The 14,844-nt window shown below is 41.2% G+C and carries 14 protein-coding genes; 11 read left to right on the top strand and 3 right to left on the bottom strand.

The window, feature by feature from the left end; translation table 11 throughout:
- Positions 1-84: 84 nt before the first annotated feature.
- Genes G8D99_RS15125 through G8D99_RS15115 form a run of 3 tightly spaced genes read right to left on the bottom strand, consistent with a single transcriptional unit; the run spans position 85 to position 3,825 of the window.
- Positions 85-2,277: a polysaccharide biosynthesis tyrosine autokinase gene (locus tag G8D99_RS15125; protein ID WP_166327300.1), complete on the bottom strand. Its 2,193-nt coding sequence runs from the start codon at positions 2,275-2,277 to the stop codon at positions 85-87.
- A 21-nt stretch (positions 2,278-2,298) separates the two neighbouring features.
- A complete protein-coding gene (locus G8D99_RS15120; RefSeq protein WP_166327299.1) occupies positions 2,299-2,727 on the bottom strand; it encodes a low molecular weight protein-tyrosine-phosphatase in 429 nt (142 codons plus the stop codon).
- Positions 2,728-2,730: 3 nt separating this feature from the next.
- The gene (locus tag G8D99_RS15115) at positions 2,731-3,825 is read right to left on the bottom strand and encodes a polysaccharide biosynthesis/export family protein (RefSeq protein ID WP_196782890.1); all 1,095 of its coding nucleotides are present in this window, start codon (positions 3,823-3,825) and stop codon (positions 2,731-2,733) included.
- A gap of 411 nt (positions 3,826-4,236) precedes the next feature.
- On the opposite strand from G8D99_RS15115, the gene tviB reads away from it, so the two are divergent.
- The 11 genes from tviB to G8D99_RS15060 all read left to right on the top strand — a co-directional run bounded on the left by tviB (position 4,237) and on the right by G8D99_RS15060 (position 14,814).
- Positions 4,237-5,514: a Vi polysaccharide biosynthesis UDP-N-acetylglucosamine C-6 dehydrogenase TviB gene (tviB, locus tag G8D99_RS15110; protein ID WP_166327298.1), complete on the top strand. Its 1,278-nt coding sequence runs from the start codon at positions 4,237-4,239 to the stop codon at positions 5,512-5,514.
- 15 nt (positions 5,515-5,529) lie between these two features.
- A complete protein-coding gene (locus G8D99_RS15105) occupies positions 5,530-6,552 on the top strand; it encodes an NAD-dependent epimerase/dehydratase family protein (protein ID WP_166327297.1) in 1,023 nt (340 codons plus the stop codon).
- 10 nt (positions 6,553-6,562) lie between these two features.
- Positions 6,563-7,735, top strand: coding sequence for an oligosaccharide flippase family protein (locus G8D99_RS15100; protein ID WP_166327296.1), 1,173 nt, complete (start codon positions 6,563-6,565; stop codon positions 7,733-7,735).
- A complete protein-coding gene (locus G8D99_RS15095; RefSeq protein WP_166327295.1) occupies positions 7,735-8,328 on the top strand; it encodes an acyltransferase in 594 nt (197 codons plus the stop codon). The genes G8D99_RS15100 and G8D99_RS15095 overlap by 1 nt, the downstream gene beginning before the upstream one ends.
- A 95-nt stretch (positions 8,329-8,423) precedes the next feature.
- Positions 8,424-8,972, top strand: a complete 549-nt coding sequence (locus tag G8D99_RS15090; RefSeq protein WP_166327294.1) for an acyltransferase — start codon at positions 8,424-8,426, stop codon at positions 8,970-8,972.
- A gap of 31 nt (positions 8,973-9,003) precedes the next feature.
- Positions 9,004-10,122, top strand: a complete 1,119-nt coding sequence (locus tag G8D99_RS15085) for a glycosyltransferase (RefSeq protein WP_166327293.1) — start codon at positions 9,004-9,006, stop codon at positions 10,120-10,122.
- Entirely contained in the window at positions 10,119-11,213 is a 1,095-nt protein-coding gene (locus tag G8D99_RS15080) for a glycosyltransferase (protein ID WP_166327292.1), read from the top strand. Before G8D99_RS15085 ends, G8D99_RS15080 begins: the two co-directional genes overlap by 4 nt.
- Positions 11,210-12,352, top strand: coding sequence for a glycosyltransferase family 4 protein (locus G8D99_RS15075; protein ID WP_166327291.1), 1,143 nt, complete (start codon positions 11,210-11,212; stop codon positions 12,350-12,352). The genes G8D99_RS15080 and G8D99_RS15075 overlap by 4 nt, the downstream gene beginning before the upstream one ends.
- A complete protein-coding gene (locus tag G8D99_RS15070) occupies positions 12,349-12,954 on the top strand; it encodes a sugar transferase (RefSeq protein WP_166327290.1) in 606 nt (201 codons plus the stop codon). The genes G8D99_RS15075 and G8D99_RS15070 overlap by 4 nt, the downstream gene beginning before the upstream one ends.
- The gene (locus G8D99_RS15065) at positions 12,951-13,628 is read left to right on the top strand and encodes an acetyltransferase (protein ID WP_166327288.1); all 678 of its coding nucleotides are present in this window, start codon (positions 12,951-12,953) and stop codon (positions 13,626-13,628) included. The genes G8D99_RS15070 and G8D99_RS15065 overlap by 4 nt, the downstream gene beginning before the upstream one ends.
- A 16-nt stretch (positions 13,629-13,644) precedes the next feature.
- The gene (locus tag G8D99_RS15060; protein WP_166327286.1) at positions 13,645-14,814 is read left to right on the top strand and encodes a DegT/DnrJ/EryC1/StrS family aminotransferase; all 1,170 of its coding nucleotides are present in this window, start codon (positions 13,645-13,647) and stop codon (positions 14,812-14,814) included.
- The last annotated feature ends 30 nt before the right edge of the window (positions 14,815-14,844 follow it).

Below are 14,844 nucleotides of genomic sequence, written 5' to 3'. Positions count from 1 at the left end.
ATTTCAACGAAAATTAAACAGGCTTTCAATACTTAAAAATCAAAAAGCCAGATACGAAATCTGGCTTTTTCAAGGTCATTTTAATTAATCATCTTTATGTGAACCATAGGCATAAGAATAGTTATAACCGCCACCACCTGGTGTTGATCTCACATCATTGAGAATAATACCATTCACTTTAGTGCCGGCCTGATCAAATTTCGCCACAGTCAGTTCGAGTTCTTTCATATGGGTTTTGGCATAACGCGCCACAATTAAATTTACACCCGAATATTGAGCCAGAATAATGCCATCGGTCACAGCCAAGACTGGAGGTGTGTCCATAATAATATGATCATATTGACTTGAAAGCTGCTCTAATAAATCTTTAAATTTTTGAGAACTGAGCATTTCAGATGGATTATTTGGACTCTTACCGCGCGATATAAAGTCTAAATTAGGCACTCCTGTTGCAAAAATTGCAGTATTTAAAGAAGCCTTATCACTTAAGATTTCTGTTAAACCTGGACTAACATCACGCTCAAAATATTTGTGTAAATAACCGCGTCTTAAATCCAAATCGAGTAATAACACGCGTTTATTGCTTTGAGCAAAAATCGTGGCTAAATTAATTGAGATAAAAGATTTTCCGACTTCTGGTGCCGGTCCAGAAATCGCAATCACATTGTTCTTGGCATCTGCCAATGCAAAATGAATCGCGGTACGAATACTTCGTAGGCTTTCAATTGCCACATCCTCACTATTTTTAACCGCTAAGATTGGAATCGTTTTCTTTTTACGGAGTACATTCATACGACTTTCCTGAATCGGAGAGCGCGGTACAGTCGCATATACTGGAAGATCGAGTTCATTTTCAATTTGAGTCGAGTCTTTAATGCCTGATTGTAATAAGTTACGTAGTAGCGCAATTAAAGTCCCAATAAAACCACCAACGAACAGTGATAACACTAATACGATTAAGCTTTTTGGTTTGACTGGTTTTACAGGTTCAACCGCATGGTCAATGATACGTACATTCCCAATCTCACCAGCTTTAGAAATTTTAAGCTGTTGGTAACTGTTAAGCAGTGCGGTATACAGTTCAGTATTCACTTTAACATCACGATAAAGCTGTAAATATAAACGCTGCGTTTCAGGCAACCGTTTAATGGTCTGGGTCATTTGCCCGGTTTTTTGATTGATCTCGGCCAATTGGGCATTGATGGCAGCCATCAGTGGATGATCATTGGTGTATTTAGAAGATAGTTCAGCCTGTTGTTGTTGTAATTCTAGCTTCATTTTCGCCAATTCGACATTTTGCTTGAGCATTAATTCTGCTTCTTGCGTCACATCAAAGGTCTGATACTTTTCACGGAATTCATTGAACTTGATTTCAGAGTCTTCAAGTTGTTTTTTAAGTTCAGGTAATTGCTTGTCTAAGAAACTTAAGGTTTGTTTTGATTCTAAACTTTTACGTTCAACATTTTGTGTTTGATAAATGCTCAGAATTCGATTCAACACTTGCGTGATATGCTGTTTATCTGGACCGTTATAGTTCAGACCAATCACACCCGATTGCTTTCCTCGTTCACCCACAGCATAGTTACTTTGCAATTGTTTAACGGCAGTCGGTAGAGCCAGTTTGGTGATGTTGAAGCTTTGATTTGTCTTAACCTGTTGAAATATTTCAACTTTCCATAAGCCTTTGTCATCGCGTAGTGTATTTAAGCCATTCGATTTACCCTTAAATACCACTTGATCTTTATAGCTCAATTGAAGTTGATTGCTCGCATTAAAGCTTAGTGTCAAAGGTTTATCGAGATAGAATTCTGGCACTTGAAACTGTTTAATTGCCAACTGCGCATGTTGATTTTTAAACAGAACCAAATTATTTTTATATTGGAGTTGTGTATGCTCTTTTGAGATTAGGCGATTCAGCAGAGTATTTGCGTTATCTTTGATTTGAATATCCAAATTCAAATCTTGAATCGCTCTACCAAGTACCATACGTGAGTTGAGAATCTCAATTTCAGCATCGGCAGCCGATTTACCGCCTACGCCCCCAGGCAGTGCAGAGCCAAGATCACCTAAAAGTGCCGCTGCCCCCGCACCCTTACTGTCTTCTACTTGTAACAAAGCATCGCTTGAATACGTTGGCGGGGTGACACGTAAATATAATAAGGCACAAATGAGACTCAGAATGACGCACAGTGCAATCACTTTCCATTGCGCAATGAGCGAAAAAAATAATTCTTTTAAGTCAATGGTATCGTCATTGGTATTCGAATTTTGATTCATGGGTTCACTACAAAATAAGTTTTAAATATGTGATTGCCAATCAGCAACATAAGTGGCGATATTTTTACAAGTCTGCTCAAAAAAGGCTTGATCTAATTGATAAGGATCAGGCACATTTTGTCCTTGCCAATGTCCTAAACGGAACACTTTGCCTTTAGCAAAGGGCCAAGTCTGTTCAATATGTTTTTGTTGGTTACTACTCATCACCAAAATCAAATCTGATTTCTTGATGAGCTTAGCTGTGATCTGCTTGGCCACATGGGAACGCATATCAATATTCAATGCATCCATACAGGCAATGGCTTTATCATCCGCCGGATGCCCGACCATAGCAGATAAACCTGCCGACTCAATATGTAGATTTGGATGGTTTTTCTTAAGTAAAAATTCAGCGGTTGGGCTACGACAGATATTTCCGACACACACCACAAGGATATTTTGAATGTCCATATTTTATTTACCCAACTGATCAAAGCTATACAGTGCGCTAGAGAAGGGGATGATTTGATTGACAATACGTTGCCAACGCGTCAGGCCGGTGGCATCAATATAAACAATGTCATTTTTCTTCATTTGAAATTGATTAGCCAAACCTAAATTACCAAAACTGCTTAAATTCAAATGGTAAACCGTAGACTGCTTGGTCGCTAAATCAGTACGCATCACGTAAATTTTGGCAGCACTGGCCGAATAAGGGTTAATCCCTTCACTTTCACCCAATACATCGCTTAATGTCATGCCTTGATCACGCAGTGCGATGGCTTGACTTCTACTTGATTCACCCATGACATACAGCTTTTGATTGGCTTTGGTATTGACGAAAATAGTGTCATTCGGTTGAATCAATAGATTGTGTAATGACAGACCTTGTTTTTCGAGTTCTAAGACATTCAGGTCATAGGTTTGACCTTGTCGAATCAATTGAATATTGGTGTTGTCACCTGTTTCTGTGTTGATCCCGCCCGCTTGACCGAGTGCAGTGTAAATACTAATCGGCTGATCATTTAAAGTATATTGACCACTTTTCAGGACTTGACCATTGACGAAGTAACGGCGACCTTCATAAGACAGCACACGGACCACAACATCAGGATGTTTTAAGTATTTGGCAAATTGACTGCGTAAAAATCGATTGGTTTCAGCCAAGGTTTTGCCTGCAATACGCACTTGACCGATTAAAGGAAGTTGTACGTTTCCACTGGAGTCGATTGGATAGCCTGAAGCTTTAATGTTGGAAATGTCTTGGATCGGCGGGGTAATTTCAGGGTAGGCCCATAATTGAATCGACAAAACATCACCGGCACTGAGTCGATAAGTACCCTGATCACGGTTAAACAAATGCACTACTGAATTTAAATGCTGTGATCCGGTTGCTGTAATGGCTGGAATATTTTCTTGCGTTAGTTGAACAACGGCTAGTTCAGAACCTTGATCCGTTTTATGTACCCCTGATTCAGGTAAATCATAGGTTTGCAATCCGGGTGCAATAGCACATCCTGTTAATGGCAATAAAATTGTTAAGGCTCTTAATAATTTTAGTTGTCTCACACGCTATCCTATATACATTCTAATGGTTTTAGATCAATTTATATGAACGAACAATAATTATGCCATATCGTTTTTGATTATGCTTGATTTTCAAACACGATTAATTTATTAGATAAAGGCAATACTATGATTTAATAAATAATATTATGAAAACCAAATAAACATAGAGTCAATGCTGGTATTTATATGCAGTTGTCCGTTTGAGCGAATTTACCACAACTTTAAATAATAAGAATGGATATTATGCTTTTTATCTAGAAGTCTTACAAAATCCTCTCATTCAAGTGGAATTTTTGCAGGTATGGTCTTTCGAACTGTATCAAAATCATTATTTTTATAAATCTGTTATAATTTTCAGTTGATTTTATTTATCAATTTTTAATCAAACTATTTGCTAAAGGTTTTGTTGGAATGATGCAACGCACTGAGCTAAAAATGGCCATTATTGGCTTAGGTTATGTCGGTTTACCCTTAGCGGTTGAGTTTGGTAAGAAAGTACCGGTGATTGGTTTTGATATCCATCAAAAACGGATAGATGAATTGAAATCAGGCCAAGATCATACTTTAGAAGTATCTCCTGAAGAATTAAAACAATCCACACAATTAAGCTACAGTGCAAATTTACACGATTTAAAAGACTGTAATTTTTTTATTGTCACAGTGCCCACCCCAATTGATCAATATAAACAGCCAGATTTAACTCCTTTAGTGAAAGCCTCTCAAAGTATTGCTCAAGTGCTTAAGAAAGGCGATATCGTGGTGTATGAGTCGACGGTCTATCCAGGCGCGACTGAAGAAGTGTGTATTCCAGAACTTGAAAAAGGTTCAGGGCTGATTTTCAATCAAGACTTTTATGCCGGTTATAGCCCAGAGCGCATTAACCCCGGTGATAAACTGCACCGCGTCACCAATATTCTCAAAATTACCTCAGGCTCTACCCCTGAAGTCGCTGATTTTGTCGATGAGGTCTATAACCTCGTGATTGAAGCCGGTACACATAAGGCATCGAGTATTAAAGTCGCTGAAGCTGCCAAAGTCATTGAAAATACGCAACGTGATGTCAACATTGCACTCATTAATGAGCTTGCGGTGATCTTTAATAAAATGGGCATTGATACCGAAGCGGTGCTTCAAGCGGCAGGGACGAAATGGAACTTCTTGCCTTTCCGTCCAGGTCTTGTTGGTGGTCACTGTATTGGGGTGGATCCGTATTATCTCACCCATAAAGCACAAGCGATTGGTTATCATCCTGAAATTATTTTAGCAGGTCGCCGTCTCAATGATGGTATGGGCGCTTATGTCGTGACTCAACTGGTTAAAGCCATGCTGAAAAAACGTATTCAGGTGGAAGATGCCAAAGTCCTAATTTTGGGTCTCAGCTTTAAAGAAAACTGTCCAGATATTCGTAATACCCGTATCATTGATATCGTGAATGAATTGAAAGAATACGACATTCAACCGGATGTGTATGATCCTTGGGTGAGTGCTGCTGAGGCTGAACATGAATATGGTCTGAGCCCAATTTCGACTTTAGAAAATGGCAAGTATGATGCTGTCATCTTAGCGGTGGCTCATGAGCAATTTAAAGCCATGGGTGCAGATGCGATCCGTGCTTTAGGTAAATCAGCGCATGTTTTATATGATTTAAAATATGTACTTTCCCCATCAGAATCTGATCTTCGTTTGTAATAGGACATACCCATAATGAATCAATATCAACAGGTATGTGAAAACCTCAAAGCTGTACCTAAAACATGGCTTGTCACTGGTGTTGCAGGCTTTATCGGCTCAAACCTTTTAGAAACACTACTGAAACTTGATCAAACTGTCATTGGTTTAGATAACTTTGCGACAGGTCATCAGCATAACCTCGATGAAGTTCAAGCATCGGTAACTGCTGAGCAATGGGCAAAATTTCGCTTTATTGAAGGCGATATTCGTCAGTTTGCAGATTGCCAAAAAGCCTGTGCAGGTGTGGATTATGTATTGCATGAGGCAGCGCTCGGTTCAGTCCCACGCTCGATTGCCGATCCGATTACTACCAATGAAACCAATATCAGCGGTTTTTTAAATATGCTGACGGCAGCACGAGATGCCGGTGTGGCAAGCTTTACTTATGCAGCAAGTAGCTCGACCTATGGCGACCATCCTGCATTGCCAAAAGTCGAAGAAAATATCGGTAAGCCCTTGTCACCTTATGCGGTGACCAAATATGTCAATGAACTGTATGCCGATGTATTTGCGAAAACCTATAGTTTTAAAGCCATTGGTCTGCGTTACTTCAATGTGTTTGGTCAACGCCAAGATCCAAATGGTGCCTATGCAGCGGTGATTCCAAAATGGACGGCATCGATGATCAATGGTGAAGATGTCTTCATTAATGGTGATGGTGAAACTAGTCGTGACTTCTGTTTTATCGATAATACGGTTCAAGCCAATATTTTGGCGGCAACTGCATCGGATGAAGCGAAGAATCAGGTCTATAACGTGGCTGTGGGTGACCGTACTACGCTGAATGAATTGTACCGTGCCATTCAAGTGGCGCTTGCGACCAATGATGTGAAGTTTGAGCGTGATCCAGTGTACCGTGATTTCCGTGCAGGCGATGTGCGTCATTCACAAGCGAGTATTGCCAAAATTCAGCAACATTTGGGCTATGCACCTGAGTTTAAAATTGCTGAAGGCATTCAACTCGCGATGCGTTGGTATGTGAACAACTTAAAATGATCTTGAGCAGATGATTGCGAAACTTTTCGCAAAGTATCAGTCGATTGGGCTGATTACCTTAAGTTTACTGGCAGGTGCGATAATGACATTTATCGCACTTCCTGTTTTAACGCGCCTATATTCTGTTGCGGACTTTGGGGCTTATGGGATTGCTTTAGCGATTGTTAGTATTTTATCCACGGTTGCCAATTTACGTTTAGATCAAGCTTTATTGGTTGCTGAGGAACAGGATAAAAAAAGCCTGATTTTTGAAGGAGCAGTGTTCTCAACGGCGATTGCAATTGTCAGTGGTATTATCATCAGCTTTATTTTAAATGTTGAAATGGCAGGTGCAGTGGCTACAGGCGTACTTGCCAATACGCTGATTCAAAGTCTGTATAATTATCAATTTTCTGCGCACAAAGAATATTTTTGTGCAGCTTTAAATATTTTTAGAAGTGCGATTGTGGTGGCGGTGCAACTGTCTTTGCCATTGGTGATGCAGATCAGTTTGGTCAATAGCTATAACGTCAGTTCGATCATCATGATTGTGGCGGTACTGATTTATTTACTAAAACACCAGCTCTATCAAGTGAGTTGGCAGGCTTTTAAAAACTATAAAGACTTTATCTATAGCAATACACCACATGCTTTGCTGAATAGTTTTTCGCATAACTTGCCTTACTATGTGGTGTCGCATTTTGTGGGTGTACAGGCGATGGGTTTCTACGCCATTGTCGAGCGGACTTTGCGTGTGCCAATCAATCTGATTTCACAAACCTTACGTCAGTTTTTTATTCGTAAGTTCAAAACCACAGAATCCAATCAAAGTGCTTTAAAGGCAAGTGTGTTGTTAAGTTTGGTATCACTGCCGTTATTTGCCATTTTCTTTATTTTGCCTGAATCTGTCTATTTATGGATTTTTGGTAGTGAATGGGTTGGCATCTCAGCATATTTTCAAATTCTAGCTTTGGGCTATTGGGCGATTTTCTGTAATCCTCCTAGCTCGGCTTTTCTGATTGCTAAGCGCAACAGTCAAGTCTTGTTTAAACTGCAAATCGTTGAACTGATCATTAAATTCGCATTATTTACAGGACTATATGTTTTATTTGAGAATAAAATTTATATGCTATTGGCAGTGCCTGTCGCACTGATCATTTATAACTTTGCCATTTTATATGTGGTGTGGAGAAACAAAAACTGATGTTTTTTAAGCTTTTAAAACTGATGAATTGGTTCACTGCACAATGTCGTGAGCAATTTTATAATGTGGCTTTTGGCACCAAATTTCGCTATTTCGGTCGAGGCTGTACGGTCGATATCAGTGGGAAAGTAAAGATCGGCAACAATGTTTATATTGGCGATCATGTCAGTCTCATCGTTGAAAATGGCGCAGTGCTTGAGATTGCCGACAACAGTTTTATTGGTGAAAACTGCTACATCAAATGCTTTGGTGGCAAGGTTAGGATTGGCAAAGATGTCAGCATCAATTCTAAATCTTATATCAATGGCTGTGGCGGTGTGACCCTTGGAGATAACACCCGTATTGGTACACAAAGCATCATTATTGCGAGTAATCATAAGTTTGGTGAGCCTGATGTTTTGGTCAAAGATGCGATTACCAAACTCGGTGTCAGTTTAGGTGAAAATATTTGGCTGGGTGCTCGTGTCACGGTGCTTGATGGTGTCAGTATTCCAAGCAATAGTGTGATTGGTGCTTGTAGTTTGGTGTCCAAACCGCTTGAGGATGCTGGGGTTTATGTCGGTAGTCCCGTCAAGAAAATCAAAGCGCTGTAACTGAGCTTCGCACCGCAACTTTTGGATTCATATCCTAAAGTTTATTTTCAGCGTAAAATATCCTATTGTTTTTCTCTCTTTTTTGAGTCACCTGTATGGCATTTCTTGTTTCTGCTTTTCTACAGTTGTTTGATTTGGCTTATTTTATGGCTAAAGGCAGTGTGGCTTATGCACGTAAAAAGGGAGTAAAGGTTGGCGAAAACTGCCGAATTTATATTAAAAATTGGGGATCAGAACCGTTTTTAGTCTCCATCGGCGATCATGTTACGGTCACTTCAGGCGTGAAGTTTATTACCCATGATGGTAGTACTTGTTTGGTCAAAGACGCGCAAGGCAAACGCTATCAACGCTTTGCTCCGATTCAAGTGGGTTCGCATGTCTTTATTGGTGTAAATAGCATTATTATGCCGGGCGTGACGATTGGCTCGAATGTGGTGATTGGTGCAGGTTCAGTGGTCACCAAAGATATTCCTGATAATGCTGTCTCAATTGGTATCCCTGCCAAAGTGGTCTCTAGCTTTGCCGATTATCAAGCCAAAATACAAAGCACTTGTGCCAGTGATAGCGACTTGGTTGGGATTACGGATTACCGCGAACGCGTGGAACGTGCGATGGCAATTCAAGCCGCAAAAAGCTCACATTAATATTCTCCCATTTTAAAATTTAGGTCTGCATATGTTGAATAAAGTCATGTTCTTTTTGCCAAGCTTGGGTGGTGGCGGTGCAGAACGTACAGTCATTCAACTCGCCAATAGTTTTGCTGAACAAGGGCTGAAGATCCATTTGGGCGTATGTGATCTAAATGGTGAAAAAGGGAAGCTGTTGCCAGAAGTCAGCCCTAAAATTGAGTTGGTGAATTTCAATTGTGGTCGGGTGATGAATAGCATCAGCGCGTTAAAAATTAGAATGAAAACCGAGTACTATGATTGCTTAGTCGCCACCCAAACCCATACCAATATTGTTGCAGGCCTTGCCAAGAAATTAGCAGGTGTTAACACGCGTTTGATCTTTCGTGAAGTGTCGACGCCGTCAAAAAATATCAAGTTGCAAGGCATCGCCAAATTTGTACTGAAAACCTTGGTGAATTGGACGTATCCGATGGCACAGCAAGTGGTCTGTGTCTCTAAAGGTGTCGAAACTGATTTTCGTGAATATTATAGCTATAAGAAAAATAACATCAGCACCATTTATAATCCTGTTTTAGATGATGCCTATTTCGAAAAACTCAAAGTGCCTGTGACACATCATTTTTTTAATGACAGCAATAAAGTGATTTTGGCCGTCGGGCGTCTAACCGAAGCTAAGAACTTTGGTTTCCTGATTCGTTCATTTAAAGCCTTACATGATCAGCATGTAGATACACGTCTGATTATTTTAGGTGAAGGTGAGCTACGTGGCGAGTTTGAAGCCTTAGTGGCTGAGTTAGGTTTAAATGATGTCGTAGATTTACCCGGTTTTGATGCCAATCCCTATGCCTATTTTAAATATGCATCGCTGTTTGTTTTAAGTTCAAATTGGGAGGGTTTACCGGGTGTGCTGATTCAAGCCTTGGCATCCAAAGTCAAAGTGGTCAGTACCGATTGCCCAAGTGGTCCAATGGAAATTTTAGACCACGCCAAGTTTGGTTTATTGGTCGAATGTAATGATCAAACAGGTCTGACCCAAGCAATGCAAAAAGCGATTTTTGCGGAGTATGTACACTATTCTGATGTCGACTTTGATGCGCATATTCAGCAGTTCCATAAACAAACCGTGTTGAAGCAGTATTTGCGCATGATGGAGTCTGCATCATGAGCAAGCCATTGATGGTGCATGTCATCACTAACTTTGCAGGCGTCGGTGGTGCTGAGATGATATTGGCACGTCTGATTCAATATACGGAAGATCAGTATCAGCATGTCATTATTGCTTTAATGAAAACATCCAAAGTGTATCAAGGCACTTTAGATCGTTGCCAGTCATACTATGCGCTCGGTTGGAATGGTTTAAATACCTTAGGTACAATTCAAAAACTACGTAGTTTACTCAAACAACTACAACCCAAAACTGTGCAATGTTGGATGTACCATGCCAATGCTTTGACGAGTTTAAGTGTGATGGGTTTAGCCCAAAAACCAAATGTGGTATGGGGGATCCATCACTCGCTTGCTTCCCCAAAAGATGAATCGATCAGTACTAAAATCGCATTGGGTTTAAGTAAGGTTTTATCGAAACAGCCCAGTGCCATTATTTACTGTGCGCATTCATCCAAACAGCAACATGCCGATTTTGGCTTTCAAAACGCCCATCAGCATGTGATTGCCAATGGGGTCTTTCTTGATAAATTTCATCCGAATATTCAGTTGCATCAACCGACCGTAATTGGTTTTGCAGGCCGTTATCACAGCGCCAAAGGTTATCCGTATTTGTTTGAAACCATGGGCTTGCTCAAAGATGAAAACATTATCTTTAAAATTGCGGGTTCAGGTGCGAGCTTAGATAATCCCGAAGTCAAAGCTTTGTTTGAGCAGTATCAGTTAGATGCTGAAAAAGTACATTTACTCGATCAAATCTCAGATATGCCAGCCTTTTATCAATCCATTGATGCATTCCTCATGACTTCGATTACCGAAGGTTTCCCGAATGTCTTAGTCGAAGCCATGGCATCAGGTTTACCGTGTATCAGTACCGATGTCGGTGATGCCAAATATATTGTGCAGGATTTAGGCAGTATTGTTCCGCCACGTAATGCCCAAGCCTTGGCAGATGCGATTTTGGCCTATACAGAAAAAACCGAGGCAGAAAAACAAGCCTTAAAACAAGCAACGCGTGAACGTGTTGAGCAGAATTTCAGTATTGCAACCGTCAGCCGCCAATATATGCAGGTGTGGAGCCAACAGGCATGAAATTTTTAATGATCAGTAGTTTTTTGCCGTCGGTATTGAATTTTCGTGGCAAATTATTGGAAGCCATTGCTTCCCACGGCTATGAAATTCACATCATGGCACCTGAGTTCGCAAGTTTTCCCGAAGAACTGCAAAAACTACACGTGCTTGGCTATCACTTGCATGAAATCCCAATGCAACGCACGGGTACCAATCCATTGGCAGATTTAAAACTCCTCAAAAACCTGTATCAGCAGATGCGTCAGATTCAGCCGGACTATGTGCTTTCCTATACCATTAAACCGGTCATTTACGGTACCTTAGCGTCATGGCTTGCCAAAGTGCCACATCGTTTTGCGTTGATTACTGGTCTAGGCTATGCCTTTCAAAATGTCGAATCAGGTAAACGCAGTGTGTTCCAAAAAATGGTACATGGCTTATATGCCCAAGCCTTAAAACATAGTGATAAAGTCTTTTTCCAAAATCCAGACGATTTAAAACTCTTCCAAGACATGCATTTGCTTGAAGCCGATAAGCGGACTGTGGTGGTGAATGGGTCAGGCGTAAATGTACAAGATTTTGATGTGATGCCGTTACCAAAAAATCAACAGGGGCAGGTCAAAGCATCCTTCTTACTGATTGCTCGATTACTCGGTGACAAAGGCGTACGTGAATATGCTGAATCGGCACGCATTATTAAAGCAAAGCATCCTGAAGCAGAATTTCATTTGGTCGGATGGATTGATGATAATCCATCAGCGATCTCGCAAGCTGAACTCGATAGTTGGATCGCTGATGGACGACTCAAATATTGGGGCAAACTCACTGATGTGCGTCCTGCCATTGCGGAAAGCTCGGTCTATGTGTTGCCATCTTATCGTGAAGGCACACCACGCACGGTGTTAGAAGCCATGGCGATGGGTCGTGCGATTATTACTACGGATGCACCGGGTTGTCGTGAAACCGTATCACATGGAGTAAACGGCTATTTGGTCGGGGTAAAATCAGTCGATGATTTGGTGCAGAGTATGCAATATTTTATTGAAGACCCAAAACTCATTGAACTGATGGGGCAGCGTTCACGTGAAATTGCCCTCAATAAATATGATGTGCATCAGGTGAATAAACATATGCTGGGTGAAATGGGAATTTCAGCATGATCAAACGCATTTTAGATATCACCATTGCATCGACCGCTTTAATTTTGCTGTCACCAGTGTATTTCATTGTGGCACGCAAGGTGAAAAAGAATTTGGGTTCGCCTGTGTTGTTTCGTCAGGTGCGTCCGGGTTTACACGGCAAACCGTTTGAAATGATCAAGTTCCGTACCATGAAAGATGCGCTTGATGCTGAGGGCAATCCATTACCCGACAGTGAGCGTCTCACCCCATTTGGCAAAATGCTTCGAGCCACCAGTCTCGATGAAATGCCTGAACTATGGAATGTGATTAAAGGCGACATGAGTATTGTTGGTCCACGTCCATTACTCATGGAATATTTACCTTTATACAATGAGGAACAAGCCAAACGCCACAATGTACGTCCGGGCATCACTGGCTATGCGCAAGTGAATGGGCGTAATGCGATTTCATGGGAAAAGAAATTCGAACTCGATACATGGTATGTTGAAAACCAATCACTGTGGCTCGACTTTAAAATCATGCTGAAAACTATAAAAAAAGTCATTGCCAAGGAGGATATCAGTGCCGAAGGCGAGGCAACTATGAGCAAATTTACCGGCACACCGGAACAAAAAAAATGACAACACTTTATGCAATTTATGGTGCTTCAGGTTGTGGGCGTAGTCTCATGCCGATTGCCCGTCAACAACTGTCACGTCAGCAATTGGCGCGTGAACAAGATCAATCTGAAATTGTCTTTATAGATGATGCCTTAACAGAAATTGATTCTGTGAACGGTCATCGTGCCATGAATTATCAATCTTTTTTAAATGAATCGGCATCGACAAAATACGTGCAAATTGCGATTGCCAATAGTCGTGTACGAGAAAAAATCGCCCAACGTTTAGAAGCGGATGGCATTCAGCTTTGGTCGATCTCTGCCGATAACGTCATTTTGATGGATGAAGTTCAAATCGCGGAAGGTTCAGCACTCAGTCCATTTGTCACCATTACCTCCAATATTACAATCGGCAAATGCTTCCACGCCAATTTATATAGCTATGTGGAGCATGATTGTGTGATTGGGGATTTCGTTACTTTTGCGCCAGGCGTAAAATGCAATGGCAATATTCATATTCACGACCATGCCTATATTGGTGCAGGTGCCATGATTAAGCAGGGCACCCCCGATCAGCCTTTAGTGATTGGCAAAGGTGCGATTGTCGGCATGGGCGCCGTGGTCACCAAAAGTGTCACTGCAGGTGCAACAGTAGTGGGTAATCCTGCGCGGATTGTCACGACTTCACAACAATAAGTTTTAGGAATATCCCATGTTAAACAGTGCATTTGAGCCTTGGCCAAGCTTTACCCAAGCAGAAGCCGATGCGGTATCAAAAGTCCTTTTGTCAAATAAAGTGAATTATTGGACAGGTCAGGAATGCCGTGAATTTGAAAAGGAATTTGCACAGTTTGTAGGAACCCGACACGCCGTTGCGGTGGCGAATGGTACGGTGGCACTGGATTTAGCGCTGAAAGCCCTCGGCATCGGTGCGGGTGATGATGTGATTGTTACTTCACGCACGTTCTTGGCTTCAGCAAGCTCGATTGTCACGGCTGGTGCCAATCCAATTTTTGCTGATGTTGAACTCGATTCGCAAAACATCTCAAGTCGTACTATTGAAGAGGTGATCACACCGAATACCAAAGCGATTATTTGTGTGCATTTGGCAGGTTGGATGTGTGATATGGATCCAATCATGCAATTGGCTGAGGAAAAAGGCATTTTCGTGATTGAGGATTGTGCTCAAGCACATGGTGCGATGTACAAAGGCAAATCCGCAGGTTCAATCGGTCATATTGGCGCATGGTCATTCTGCCAAGACAAGATTATGACCACCGGCGGTGAAGGTGGTATGGTCACCACCAATGATGAAAGTCTTTGGAAAAAAATGTGGTCGTACAAAGACCATGGCAAAAACTTTGATAGCGTTTATAACAAACAACATCCACCGGGTTTCCGTTGGTTGCATGACTCATTTGGTACTAATTGGCGCATGATGGAAATGCAAGCGGTGATTGGTCGTTTGCAACTGAAACAAATGCCTGAATGGACAGCAAAACGCAATGCTAATATGGCACGTATCCAAGCGGTCTTTGAAAATTGTCCTTATTTTACCGTTTCTAAACCATCTACTGATTATGTGCATGCGGCTTATAAATGTTATGTACAAGTGAATATTGGTGCTTTGCCTGAAGGCTGGTCACGTGATCGCATCATGGCAGAAATTAGTGCGCAAGCGGTGCCATGTTTTAGTGGTTCATGTTCAGAAGTGTATTTAGAAAAGGCCTTTGATGAGACATCGTGGCGTCCAGAGACACGTTTAGCCAATGCCAAAGCTTTAGGTGAAAGTAGTCTGATGTTTCTGGTGCATCCAACCTTGTCTGAGCAAAGTCTGCAAAAAACAGTGGATGCGATTCAAAGCGTGATTGCAAAAATTTAATCTGTAAAATTTAAAACATATTAATGCATA

The organism is Acinetobacter lanii (assembly GCF_011578285.1).
In the GTDB taxonomy this organism is placed as follows: domain Bacteria; phylum Pseudomonadota; class Gammaproteobacteria; order Pseudomonadales; family Moraxellaceae; genus Acinetobacter; species Acinetobacter lanii.
This window is presented reverse-complemented; position numbering and strand designations above follow the sequence as displayed.

Coding starts and splice junctions, on each gene's coding strand:
- G8D99_RS15060 (WP_166327286.1), top strand. CDS start 13,645: ATGTTAAACAGTGCATTTGAGCCTTGGCCAAGCTTTACCCAAGCAGAA.
- G8D99_RS15095 (WP_166327295.1), top strand. CDS start 7,735: ATGTTTTTTAAGCTTTTAAAACTGATGAATTGGTTCACTGCACAATGT.
- G8D99_RS15125 (WP_166327300.1), bottom strand. CDS start 2,277: ATGAATCAAAATTCGAATACCAATGACGATACCATTGACTTAAAAGAA.
- tviB (WP_166327298.1), top strand. CDS start 4,237: ATGATGCAACGCACTGAGCTAAAAATGGCCATTATTGGCTTAGGTTAT.
- G8D99_RS15090 (WP_166327294.1), top strand. CDS start 8,424: ATGGCATTTCTTGTTTCTGCTTTTCTACAGTTGTTTGATTTGGCTTAT.
- G8D99_RS15070 (WP_166327290.1), top strand. CDS start 12,349: ATGATCAAACGCATTTTAGATATCACCATTGCATCGACCGCTTTAATT.
- G8D99_RS15075 (WP_166327291.1), top strand. CDS start 11,210: ATGAAATTTTTAATGATCAGTAGTTTTTTGCCGTCGGTATTGAATTTT.
- G8D99_RS15080 (WP_166327292.1), top strand. CDS start 10,119: ATGAGCAAGCCATTGATGGTGCATGTCATCACTAACTTTGCAGGCGTC.
- G8D99_RS15105 (WP_166327297.1), top strand. CDS start 5,530: ATGAATCAATATCAACAGGTATGTGAAAACCTCAAAGCTGTACCTAAA.
- G8D99_RS15065 (WP_166327288.1), top strand. CDS start 12,951: ATGACAACACTTTATGCAATTTATGGTGCTTCAGGTTGTGGGCGTAGT.
- G8D99_RS15120 (WP_166327299.1), bottom strand. CDS start 2,727: ATGGACATTCAAAATATCCTTGTGGTGTGTGTCGGAAATATCTGTCGT.
- G8D99_RS15085 (WP_166327293.1), top strand. CDS start 9,004: ATGTTGAATAAAGTCATGTTCTTTTTGCCAAGCTTGGGTGGTGGCGGT.
- G8D99_RS15100 (WP_166327296.1), top strand. CDS start 6,563: ATGATTGCGAAACTTTTCGCAAAGTATCAGTCGATTGGGCTGATTACC.